Source organism: Cryomorphaceae bacterium (assembly GCA_017798125.1).
GTDB lineage: Bacteria > Bacteroidota > Bacteroidia > Flavobacteriales > ECT2AJA-044 > ECT2AJA-044.
This window is the reverse complement of the sequence record CP059070.1, coordinates 1523640-1535382: the sequence shown is the minus strand read 5'-3', so window position 1 is coordinate 1535382 and position 11743 is coordinate 1523640. Positions and strand designations below refer to the sequence as shown.

Here is an 11743-nt window from a genome sequence, read left to right as displayed (position 1 = left end):
TACGATCATGGCCAAAGAATTAACCCACCCGAACTATAAATGCCCCAAGTGCAGTCACCGCACCTATACTTCTGAGTCGATCAGTACGACCGGTAGCGGATGGTCGCGCATTTTCGACATGCAGAACAAAAAGTTCACCGCAGTCACCTGCAACAACTGCGGATACACGGAACTCTACAAAGGGAAGCACAGCAACTTGAGTAACCTCTTTGATTTCTTCACCGGATAATGACTGAAGGGGCTTCCAATCTTCCAAGGCGCAAACTCCCCTCGATAGAAGAGTTTGTTAAGGGCATCTTGGCCGGTGACCGAACCCTGTTGAGCAGGGCCATCACCTTGATCGAAAGTACACGGGCCGATCATCAAGAGAAGGCCCAGGCCATCATTGAGGCCTGCCTCCCCCACTCGGGAAAGAGCTTTCGCGTTGGGATTACTGGAGTACCCGGAGTGGGTAAATCGACCTTTATCGAAGCCTTGGGCGTCCACCTCATCGAGGAAGGACATCGCCTGGCTGTGCTGGCCATTGATCCAAGTTCGAGCCGTAGTCGCGGAAGTATTCTGGGCGATAAAACCCGGATGGATAAACTGAGTACGGACGAGCGCGCCTTTATCAGGCCGAGTGCTGCAGGAACATCGCTCGGGGGAGTTGCCCGAAAGACGCGCGAGAGCATCATCCTATGTGAGGCTGCGGGATTCGACGTGATCTTTGTGGAAACGGTCGGCGTGGGACAAAGTGAAACAGCCGTTCATTCCATGGTCGATTTCTTCCTACTCCTGATGCTCGCCGGGGCCGGAGATGAGCTTCAAGGGATCAAACGCGGCATCATGGAGATGGCCGAAGGCATGATCATCAACAAGGCTGACGGGGACAATCTGAGCGCCGCTCGTCGTGCACGTGCCGACTATCAGCGCGCCCTGCACCTCTTCCCTGCTCACCCCGCGGGCTGGACTCCTCAAGTGCGTCACTGCAGCGCCTTGACGGGCGAGGGAATCCCTGAATTCTGGAAGGAAGTGATCGAAGCCTACCGGAAGGCGGTCACTGAAAATGACTATTTGCGCCTACGGCGCGATGAGCAAGCCCGCTACTGGTTTCACGAGCATATTGAAGATCGACTCCACCGCAATTTCTACGACCACAAGGCCGTCAAAGCGGAATTCGAAAAGTTGGAGGAAAAGGTATTGGCTCGGGAATTGAGTCCCTTTAAAGCGGCTGAATTACTCTTCGGTCTGGTTCAGTAAGCGGTCTTCGAGCACTAAATCCACAAAGAGTTTTTGATCGTCCACGAAGGCACTCTGCCATCGGAGCACGTCATCGGCCTGTAGACAACCGGCGCGCAGGTAGGTCGAAAGCACCACGTCATCCTCATCATCGATATAAGCCTTGGTCAAACGAACCGCGTTCCAGCGGTGAATCAAATCATCGCTGCATCGGCCTTCCATAGCCCATGCCAACATCAAATCACCGGCCAAGTCGTTGTACAGGTTCACCGCAACGGCACCGTAGTACAAAATGAATCGGCCTTCATCAATCTTAGTGATAGAGTCTGTTCCCGTAGAGGAAAAAAGTCGTTTGAGTTGGCCATCGCTGAAGGATTCGACGTACTGAGCCATCGTGCCGTAGGCACTGAAAAAGAAAAAGACGGTAAGGAGGAGGGATTTATAATTCATCAGTCACTTCGTTCTTAATGAACTCCAGGGCCCGGTCGCTCGGACTGTGCTCTTTGGCCGCCAAGATCTGCAGGACCAATGAGCGCAGATCCTCCGCAGAGGCGTCTGGGTTCAAGTTTTTTGCGGCCTGGTTGATCAAGTTAACCGTTGCGTCTTTTGCTCCTTTGATCATGCTCCACGCATTGGTGCTCACATAGATCTGCTGACTGAGGTTGTACTCGTATTCAGATCGGATCGTCTGCAAAAGAATAGCTTGGTAACCGGCCACGTTCATTCGATTGGATTTGATGCGCACCATGAGGTTCGCCGGTTGTATACGCTCCAAAAACAGGGCCAAACGTTCGTAGGCTTGGAGACGTATCGGCAAGCTGTTCCGACGACTATCCAATTTGACTTCGTACATGCGCCGTTTCTCTTCATTTCCCATGAACATGCTGAGCATGATATAGGTGATGATGAGGACAATGATGGCGGGGAGAATGTAACGGATGACTTCGAGTCCGACTTCCATGCTTTTTGTGTGTTTAGGATTAACAAACGTAATCAATAGAACGCAACTATTGCTATCTTTGGTTTCCTTCAAAAGCTGCCTTTTCATGAGCCACCCTATTTCAGACCGCCTCAACCGTTTAAGCGAATCCGCAACCATCGCCATGGCCCGTAAATCCAGGGAATTACGTACCCAGGGAGTCGATGTGATTAGCCTGAGCCTCGGGGAGCCCGATTTCAACACTCCGGACTTCATCAAGGAAGCGGCCAAAGCGGCCATTGACGATAATTTTTCGTCGTACACGGCTGTTGCCGGATACCAAGAATTGCGTGAAGCCATTGCGGCTAAATTGAAGCGCGACAATGGCATAGACTATCGTCCCAACCAAATCGTGTGTTCTACGGGAGCCAAACAGAGTTTATCCAACGTGCTCTTGGCTTTGATCGATCCGGGCGACGAAGTATTATTGCTGGCGCCCTACTGGGTGAGCTATCGGGAAATGGTCAAGTTGGCGGAAGGGACGCCCGTTGAAATTTTGGCCGGTGTGGAGCAGGAATACAAGTTTACCCCCGAACAAATCGACGCGGCCATCACGCCCCGGACTAAGGTGGTGATGTTCAATTCTCCTTCGAACCCCACAGGAGCCGTGTACAGCAAAGCTGAAATAGACGCCTTGGTGAAGGTTTTTGAAAAGCACGATCACGTGTTCATCATGAGTGATGAAATCTACGAGCACATTAATTTCTCTGGAGAGCAAATCAGCCTCGCAGCCTACCCGAGCATTTACGACCGTGTGATTACGGTCAACGGTTTATCCAAAGGGTTTGCCATGACCGGCTGGCGGTTCGGATACATTGCAGCGCCAGAGTGGATCGCCAAGGCCTGCGACAAAATGCAAGGGCAAATGACCTCGGCTACTTGTTCGATCACACAAAAGGCAGCAGAAGCCGCCATGCGGGCGGATGCCTCTTCTACCCATGAAATGCGCGATGCCTTTCGCGCACGTCGGGACAAAATGATCCCGCTATTCAACGAAATTCCAGGCTTTCACACGCCTGTGCCGGAAGGAGCATTTTACTTTTTCCCTGACGTGCGAGGCACCTTCGGCAAATCCGCAGAAGGTCGAACCATCGAAAATGCAACAGACCTCAGCATGTACCTTCTGGAAGTGGCTCACGTCGCCACGGTTCCAGGAGATGCCTTTGGTGCTCCGGGCTGTCTCCGGATGAGCTATGCGGCAGCTGAGGAGGTCTTGGTTGAGGCCATCGGCCGCATCAAAAAAGCTATTGAAGCTCTGAGCTGATGACGCCCGAGGAAATTAAGGATATCGTTCATCGGTTTTCGGATCAGAACGTCCTCGTTGTCGGGGACGCCATGATTGATTCGTACATGTGGGGGCATATTGACCGCATGTCACCCGAAGCACCCGTTCCAGTGGTTTCCATTGACTCCAGAGAAGAGCGACTAGGTGGTGCCGCAAATGTAGCCCTGAACGTTCAATCCTTGGGAGCTACCCCGTTCCTTTGCAGCGTGGTTGGTGAAGATCTCCGAGGAGAGCTCTTTGTACATCTCATGCAACAACGGGGGCTCAATACCGAAGGCATTGTGAGTGTAGATGATCGGCCTACAACCGTCAAGACGCGAATCATTAGTGATGACAAGCATGTTCTGCGCGTTGATCAAGAATCAACGGAACCGGTGACCTCCAAAAAGATCTTCAAGCGAATCAAAAAGATCTTCAAACAACATGAAATTCACGTGGTCATTTTCGAAGACTACAACAAAGGACTTCTCACTCCAGAATTAATCGAAGCTGTTATTGAATTAGCGCATTCATGCGAAATCCCGGTAGCGGTTGACCCTAAGCGCGAGCATTACTGGGCGTATCACGGTGTCGACTTGTTCAAACCGAACTGGAAGGAACTCAATGAAGGACTCGAATCTTGGCACGCTCCCGAAGACGCAGCCAAAGAAGAGCTTCGCAGCAAGGAGATTCGGGCTACTCGAGAACGCTTAGCCGCTAAGAGCGTGTTGTGCACACTGTCGGAGTACGGCGTTCAGATTCAGAGCGAAGAAGAGGAGCACCATTTCCCCGTGTATGAACGAAATATCGTAGACGTCTCCGGTGCAGGGGATTCTGTTATCAGCACTGCGGCCCTAGTTTATGCCCAAGGAGTGGCCCTTAAGGATGTCGCCCGTTTTGCTAATTTAGCAGGAGGGCTGGTGTGTGAACACGTGGGTGTCGTACCCATTGATCGTCGCCAATTACGCGATGAAGCACTTCAGCTCTTGACCTGAGACTGCCATCAATGTCATTGAGATCCTTTCGCGAACGCGTCAATATTTTTTTGTTCGACAGTAAAGAGCGTGTACTCTCCGCCCTGAATTACGGAAGTCTCATCGTCTCCCTGTTTACCATTGGCACGCTGGTGTATTTCTTTGGATACCCCCAATCCGACATGTCTAGGTCCTTTGTGATTATGGCCGTTCGCGGCAGTTTTGCCTTTTATTTCATCAAGTACTTTCTGGGATTCGTCTACAGCTTTCATCCGCGGGATTATTTTCGCGAGACCTGGTTTGAAGGCCTCTTGATGCTCCTCATCTTGATCAACTCCATCTCGCTTTTTGTCTTCGGATTCCCCTTGGTACGGTGGCTGGGCATGCAAATCGGATTCGAAAACCTGACCAGTTTTTACGTCCTTTTCATTCAGGGTTACATCCTCTTTTTAGTGGGTATTGAATTGACTCGAGCCACCACGGTGTTCAATTCCATAAGATTGGCACCCCCCACCCTACTGATCTTCAGTTTCTTGGTGCTGATCTCCCTGGGATGCGGGTTATTGAGCTTACCGGAAATGAATACTACTGGTGAACCCATGCCCTTTATTGACGCGTTGTTCACGGCCATCAGTGCCAGTTGTGTCACTGGACTTATCGTCGTTGACACCGCCACCTATTTCACCACCAAGGGACAAATCATCATCATGTTCCTCATTCAACTCGGTGGACTCAACATCATTTCCTTTGCCACCTTTATCGCCCTCTTTTCGCGAAAGGGAATTGGGATTCGTCATCAAAGTATGTTTCAAGATTCGATTTCTGCAGATGGCTTGAATGAAAGTAGAGGGCTTCTGAGGCAAATCTTCTTGTTCAGCTTTATCGCAGAGATCATCGGTGCGGTTCTCATCTTCATGCTCTGGAGTCCTAAAATGTCTTTTGAACACTTCGGAGATCGGTTCTTCTACAGTGTTTTTCACTCCATTTCAGCATTTAACAATGCGGGATTCAGTCTATTGACGGATGGACTGTTCGACGAGATGGTTCGTGGAGGCTACCTCCTGCATATTGTGATTGCCATTCTCATCTTCTTCGGTGGCTTGGGCTTTCCGGTCATCTCTGACATCTGGGGCCTTCGTCGGATGCGAGAACGAATTCAACAGCCTTGGAGAACCTACTCCATCGCTACTAAAATCGCCATTTACACGTCTATTGCCTTGGTCGTAGTAGGCGCCGTGGGCTTCTTCCTGATTGAAGATGACAATACCATGAGTTCGCTAAACTTTGGCGAACGAGTCATCACTTCAATTTTTCAAAGCGTCACCACCCGAACGGCGGGTTTCAATACCGTGGATATAGGTGCTCTAGCCACTCCTACGCTGATCATGTTTATGTTCTTGATGTTTATTGGAGCTTCGAGCGGTTCAACGGGTGGGGGAATCAAGACCTCTACGTTTGCCTCCATTTTTCTGGCCTCCTGGGCTACCATTCGAGGAAAAAAGAATGTCGATGTCTTCAAGCACACCATCCATCCAGAAACGCTGAACAAGGCCTACTCCATCTTCCTTTTTTCTGCCACCTTCGTCTTCCTCTGCATCTTTGCCCTTTCTATTGCTGAGCCAGAGATGAGCACTTTTGCTCTCGCATTTGAAGAAATATCGGCCTTTGCCACGGTGGGCCTCTCAACAGGCATCACCGGTGATCTGAGTGATGCTGGGAAAATAATTGTGATGATTTCTATGTTCGTAGGTCGCGTAGGAACACTTACCTTGGCCTTTGCGCTGAGCTCAAGAGTGGGTTCAACGGAGTACAAGTATCCTAAAGCGCAAATGATCGTCGGTTAATGCCTCAAAGCTTACGTACTTCTGGACAATTAGGGACACTGCCCGTTTTCTTGACGGCCATCTCGACCATCTTAGGAGCTATCTTGTTTCTGCGCTTTGGTTACGCAGTGGGAAACACGGGATTCCTAGGAACCATTGCCATCATCATTATTGGTCATATAGTCACTTTGCCAACAGCCTTAGCCGTGGCGGAGATCGCGACGAATATCAAAGTGGAAGGCGGTGGGGCCTATTACATCATTAGCCGAAGCTTTGGACTTAACATTGGTGCGGCCATCGGGATAGCGCTGTTCTTAAGTCAGGCCATCAGTGTGGCCTTCTACGTGATCGCCTTTGTCGAATCCTTGGCACCCTTGGCCGTCTATATGGAGGGCGAGTACGGGCTTACTTGGTGGGTAGAGCTGCTCTACAACAAAAAGGCACTTGGCTTCGGCAGTATGGGGCTACTGAGCATATTGATGCTGACCAAAGGGGCGAACATCGGAATCAAAGCGCTTTATGTGGTTGTCGTCGTTCTTTTCTCCTCCTTGGTCCTCTTTTTTGCCGGTGGAACGGACATGCCGTTTAGCGAGGTCAACTTCGTGGCCACGGTTGAGGATCCAGAACCCTTCTTTTATGTCTTTACCATCATCTTCCCTGCATTTACGGGGATTGCCGCGGGACTTGGCTTATCAGGAGATCTAAAAGACCCCAAAAAGTCGATTCCTCAAGGTACTCTTTGGGCCACCGTTGCCGGAATCCTGATTTACATCGCGGTCGCCTTTAAACTGATTATTTCCGTACCTCTCGAGGACCTGGCGAGCAATCAGCTCATCATGTCCGAGATTGCCATTTGGGGGCCCATCATCCCCATTGGTCTGGCTTGTGCCGCAATTTCCTCTGCTCTAGGTTCGGTCATGGTTGCCCCACGCACCCTTCAAGCCCTGGGGCTCGATGGCATCTTCCCCGGAAACGTCTTGAACCGCTGGACGGCTCGAGGAAAAAAGGAAGACAACGAACCTATAAACGGAAGCATCGTCACCTGTCTGATCGCCTTCATTTTTGTGAGTGCAGGGGACATCAATTTCGTGGCGGAGGTTATCTCCATGTTCTTCATGGTGACCTACGGAGCCATCTGTACGATATCCTTCTTGGAGCATTTTTCTGCGGATCCGAGCTATCGACCAACTTTTAGAAGCCACTGGAGCCTTAGCCTGATTGGAGCCGTGATGAGCCTTTGGTTGATGTTCAAAATGAACGCTCCGTACGCTTTCTTATCTCTGGCGCTCATGGGTGTGATTTACCTCTACATCAGTAAGTACAACAGCTCCAGAGGTGGTCTAGTGAAACTCTTTAGAGGAGTCATTTTCCAATTGAGCCGATGGCTTCAAGTCTACGTTCAAAAGAAGGACTACAACAACCCAGATGCCTACTGGCGCCCCTTCGCGGTCACCATTTCGGACCATACTTTTGAGCGCCGGGATGCCTTTGATCTGTTGCGCTGGTGGTCACTGAAGTACGGTTTCGGTACCTACATCCACTATGTAAAAGGATACTTGAGCGGTGAGACTCATCTCGAAACCCAAGAAGTCATGCGGCGCCTTTTGAACTTGGCCGAAGGCAATCAAAGCCGTGTGGTCATGGACACGATTGTTAGTCCTAGTTACACAAGCGCCTTAGCTCAAGTGATTCAGCTCAACGGGATTAGCGGAAAGGGACACAACCTCATCCTCTTTGAATATCCACGGAACGATGAAGAGCAAGTCGGCCAGATCGTCAACAACTACGGAATGCTGAAAGCCACCGAGTTTGACGTGGCCATTCTTAGTACGAACTACAGAGGGTTCGGACGTCGCAAAAAGATTCACCTGTGGGTCGGGTTCAGGGACTATGACAACGCTACGTTGATGATTCTCTTGGCCTTTGTCACCTTGGGTCACCCCGATTGGAAAGGTGGAGAAATCGAAATCTTTACGCTCTACGAACCCGGAAAGAGAAACGAGACGGCGGAGCGACTTCAAGAAAATATCCGCGAAGGAAAGCTCCCTGTATCACCGACGAACGTACGCTTGATTGAGAAAGGCGATGATCGTCCAATCAAAGCTTTCATCAATGAGTACAGCTCTGGAGCCGATTTGACTATGATTGGCTATCAGAGTCGCCAGTTAATGAAGCTTGGTGCGCAGGTCTTTGACGGCTACGATGATCTCGGAAACATTCTGTTTGTGAACAGTTTGCTGGAGAAAGACCTTGAATAGTTCGTACCTTTGCACGCGAAAATGGAAAAGCTCGAACAAGTCACCCCATACGGTTCCTCCGAAAAGTCGAAAAAGGAGCAAGTCGCTGAAATGTTCAACAACATCTCCAAGCGATATGACTTCCTCAATCACTTCCTCTCTCTTGGTATTGACAAGGGATGGAGAAAGAACGTGGTCAAATTGGCCAAAGCTGAAAAGCCAGAGCGCATTCTGGATTTGGCTACGGGAACAGCGGATCAAGCCATTGCACTTCGGGTAACTCAGCCTAAAGAAATTATCGGCGTCGATATTTCAGAAGGTATGTTGGAGCAGGGACGCGTTAAGGTGAGTAAGCAGGGCTTGGATGACCTCATCACCTTGAGCCTTGGAGATTCGGAAGACCTTCCATTTCCTGACGATCACTTCGATGTATTGACCGTGAGCTTTGGCGTGCGGAATTACGAGAACCTCAAGAAGGGTTTGAGCGAGATGCTTCGCGTCATTCGCCCCGGCGGAAAAGTGATCATCTTGGAATTCAGTCAGCCCGAGAAGTTCCCGATGAAACAGCTCTTCGGTTTTTACAGCAAGCGCGTTTTGCCAACCGTGGGTCGATTGGTTAGTAAGGATCCTCGCGCCTACACCTACTTGCCAGATTCTGTGGATGCCTTTCCATACGGAACGGCCTTTACGGACGTTTTGGAAGAACTTGGATACCGCGAAACGACGATAGCACCGCAGACCTTCGGGATTGCCAGTATTTACACGGGAACAAAATAAATGCGAAAAACGGGTCGTTCACCCCTCATGATGCAACATCGCCGACATATCGTTCTCATATTGGTTTTCTGCCTCACGGCAGGATGGGCCAGTGCGCAGAAGCGCTACAACTACGAGACTCGTCAGTCGCGCTCTCCGAAGTACGATTTTAAGACCATTCACTTCGGCTTCGAACTGGGCATCAACTACTACGACTTTCACGTCACCCCATCCGAAACCCTTCAGAACATTCAGGACAATCAGAACACGCTCTACAGCGTGGATTGCATTGCCACTCCTGGGTTTACGCTATTGTTGATTTCAGACTTGCGTTTGACGAGCTTTCTGAATCTGCGCTTTACCCCGGGAATCAGCTATACGCAACGGGATATGGTCTTTGATGTGTACAACGACCAGTTGGGTGACTTCTTCGTCGCGAAAAGACAAGTGGAGTCTACGTTTATTGAATTCCCGCTCTACCTCAAACTTCGCGGAAAGCGCGTTGGAAATGCGCGACCCTTTCTCATGGGTGGTGCCAAGTACATGATTGACATGGCCAGTCAAGAACTTGTGGAGGACCCTCGGTTGTTCCGAATCAAGCGCTTTGACTTCGCCTACGAGTTTGGTTTTGGTATCGATATCTACTTCGATTTCTTTAAATTCAGTCCACAGATCAAGGCTTCGACCGGTATGCGCAATATGGTCGTTCCCGATGACACGATCTTCACCGAAGGTGTGGTTGACTTGACCACCCGATGTGTTCTGATTAGTTTTCAATTCGAATAATGAAGCAGTGGGTTCTTCTTTTGGCGTTGTTCCTCATCGTGCCGCAGGCACAGGCCCAAATCGATTGGAACACGGAGGAAGAAGATGCAGCGCAGGGACGTGATCCGCAGCAAGAGGAGATTCCGCTGTCCCATACGGGGATGAGCTACGCCATCAATATTGGTGTCTACTTTGCCAATGATGTGACGGCGAATTACTACAATGGAAATCCCAATGGCCCCAACTCCATCCTTCGCCTGTACAACAACCCCAATACTTACGCGGAAATTCGGGATCAGTACAACGGAAACGACTGGTACCTGGACGGAAACAGCCTTCCGCTGGACATGCGCTATGACACGCCGATGTTGTTTGGAGTCAATTTTCAGTATTTCTGGAATGAAGACCTCGGCGCGTTCTTGGATTTCAACACAGCCCAACTCGTTTCTGGAGGCTTCGTCGCCGTACAAGTCGAAGATTTAACCGGACCGGTCATGGAGCAGCGGATCGAGCTTGAAGAAATTTGGGGAGAAGAAAGTCGGGTTCACGTGGATTTGGGGCTCACCTATGTTTTGAAGAACTCTTCGGCTTTTCAGCCCTTCATCAGTGCTGGAGTGGACTTCCTCTACACGGAAGTAAAAACCAACAAGGTCAAATTCGGGAACCGAACTTATTCTATCCTGAATCAGGGGTTTAACGGAAATGTGAACGAACCCCAAGGAGGAATGGGCGTGGGGTGGATGTTTGCCCCAGGTTTGAAGCTGCGTTTGAATGCTAGCTTTTCGGCAGATATTGGATGGAATTTCTACAATACCCAAGTACGGGTTGGCGATTATGCAGAACGCAATATGAATTCCGCCGCTTTCCTACGACTCGTCTATTATGACTTCTAAAGGAATTCGCTTCATGCTCATCAGCACCTTTGCCTTTTCGCTGATGCAGCTTTGCGTAAAGTTTTTACCACACCTTCCCGCTACGGAATTGGTCCTTTTTCGCAGTATTATTTCTTTAACACTCAGCTTGGTATACCTCCGTCGCATCGGAGTCTCGCCTTGGGGAAACAACAAGAAGTGGCTTGTTCTTCGCGGACTATTTGGCATTACGGCCTTGAGTATGTTTTTCTACACGCTCCAGAATATGCCCTTGGCTTCGGCGGTCACCCTTCAATACCTTTCTCCCCTCTTCACGGCCATCTTCGCCATCTTTATTCTCAAGGAACCCATGTCCAAGATGCAGTGGTTGTTCTTTGGACTCGCCATTGCCGGAGTCGTGGTCCTGAAAGGCTTTGACCCACGGATCGACGTCCTTTACCTCGGTCTTGGATTGGCGAGCGCTTTCTTCGCTGGCTTGGCCTACAATGCCATTCGCAAAGTGCGTGCGACGGACCACCCCGTGGTCGTGGTCTTTTACTTTCCCTTGATCGCTACCCCAATTATGGCAGTGGTCAGCCTTTTTAACTGGGTGACGCCATCCGGATGGGATTGGCTCATTTTACTGGGCATGGGTGTTTTTACCCAAATCGGTCAGGTGAATATGACCAAGGCCCTACAGGCCGATGCCGCCAACCAAGTCACTTCGCTCAAATACCTTGGGGCGGTCTACGCCTTGCTCTACGGCTTCTTCATTTTCGATGAAACCTATACCTGGGGATCGATTCTCGGGATCGTTTTGATCCTTTCCGGGGTCTTGATGAATGTCTTGACGAAAAAGAAAGTTTAGCATTATCT

At 50.1% G+C, this 11743-nt stretch carries 12 protein-coding genes; 10 read left to right on the top strand and 2 right to left on the bottom strand.

All coding sequences use genetic code 11. The features are described from left to right. The first annotated feature begins 7 nt into the window (after positions 1-7). Together HZ996_06540 and meaB are read left to right on the top strand one after the other, a co-directional pair. Positions 8-229 carry a GTP-binding protein gene (locus HZ996_06540; protein QTN38819.1) on the top strand — a complete coding sequence of 74 codons (222 nt, stop codon included), beginning with the start codon at positions 8-10 and terminating at the stop codon, positions 227-229. Next, on the top strand, positions 229-1239 hold the full coding sequence (gene meaB, locus HZ996_06535) for a methylmalonyl Co-A mutase-associated GTPase MeaB (GenBank protein ID QTN38818.1): 1011 nt from the start codon (positions 229-231) through the stop codon (positions 1237-1239). The genes HZ996_06540 and meaB overlap by 1 nt, the downstream gene beginning before the upstream one ends. Here meaB and HZ996_06530 read toward each other — a convergent pair. Further along, on the bottom strand, positions 1216-1668 hold the full coding sequence (locus tag HZ996_06530; protein ID QTN38817.1) for a hypothetical protein: 453 nt from the start codon (positions 1666-1668) through the stop codon (positions 1216-1218). The two genes, meaB and HZ996_06530, sit on opposite strands and share 24 nt — an antisense overlap. Continuing rightward, positions 1658-2179 carry a hypothetical protein gene (locus HZ996_06525; protein ID QTN38816.1) on the bottom strand — a complete coding sequence of 174 codons (522 nt, stop codon included), beginning with the start codon at positions 2177-2179 and terminating at the stop codon, positions 1658-1660. Before HZ996_06525 ends, HZ996_06530 begins: the two co-directional genes overlap by 11 nt. 85 nt (positions 2180-2264) lie before the next feature. Here HZ996_06525 and HZ996_06520 point away from each other — a divergent pair, with 85 nt between their 5' ends. From HZ996_06520 to HZ996_06485, 8 genes are read left to right on the top strand one after another with little or no spacing between them, the layout of a single operon-like run. Then, entirely contained in the window at positions 2265-3461 is a 1197-nt protein-coding gene (locus HZ996_06520; GenBank protein ID QTN38815.1) for a pyridoxal phosphate-dependent aminotransferase, read from the top strand. Next, positions 3461-4456, top strand: coding sequence for a D-glycero-beta-D-manno-heptose-7-phosphate kinase (locus HZ996_06515; protein ID QTN38814.1), 996 nt, complete (start codon positions 3461-3463; stop codon positions 4454-4456). Before HZ996_06520 ends, HZ996_06515 begins: the two co-directional genes overlap by 1 nt. A gap of 11 nt (positions 4457-4467) precedes the next feature. Then, positions 4468-6279, top strand: coding sequence for an ATPase (locus tag HZ996_06510; GenBank protein QTN38813.1), 1812 nt, complete (start codon positions 4468-4470; stop codon positions 6277-6279). Then, complete coding sequence (locus HZ996_06505; GenBank protein QTN38812.1) at positions 6279-8516, top strand: amino acid permease; 2238 nt, start codon at positions 6279-6281, stop codon at positions 8514-8516. The genes HZ996_06510 and HZ996_06505 overlap by 1 nt, the downstream gene beginning before the upstream one ends. Before the next feature lie 21 nt (positions 8517-8537). After that, complete coding sequence (gene ubiE, locus HZ996_06500; protein QTN38811.1) at positions 8538-9272, top strand: bifunctional demethylmenaquinone methyltransferase/2-methoxy-6-polyprenyl-1,4-benzoquinol methylase UbiE; 735 nt, start codon at positions 8538-8540, stop codon at positions 9270-9272. A 27-nt stretch (positions 9273-9299) separates the two neighbouring features. Then, the gene (locus tag HZ996_06495) at positions 9300-10037 is read left to right on the top strand and encodes a PorT family protein (GenBank protein QTN38810.1); all 738 of its coding nucleotides are present in this window, start codon (positions 9300-9302) and stop codon (positions 10035-10037) included. Continuing rightward, a complete protein-coding gene (locus HZ996_06490; GenBank protein ID QTN38809.1) occupies positions 10037-10909 on the top strand; it encodes a hypothetical protein in 873 nt (290 codons plus the stop codon). Before HZ996_06495 ends, HZ996_06490 begins: the two co-directional genes overlap by 1 nt. Positions 10910-10922: 13 nt before the next feature. Next, positions 10923-11735: a DMT family transporter gene (locus HZ996_06485; GenBank protein QTN40012.1), complete on the top strand. Its 813-nt coding sequence runs from the start codon at positions 10923-10925 to the stop codon at positions 11733-11735. Positions 11736-11743 lie beyond the last annotated feature (8 nt).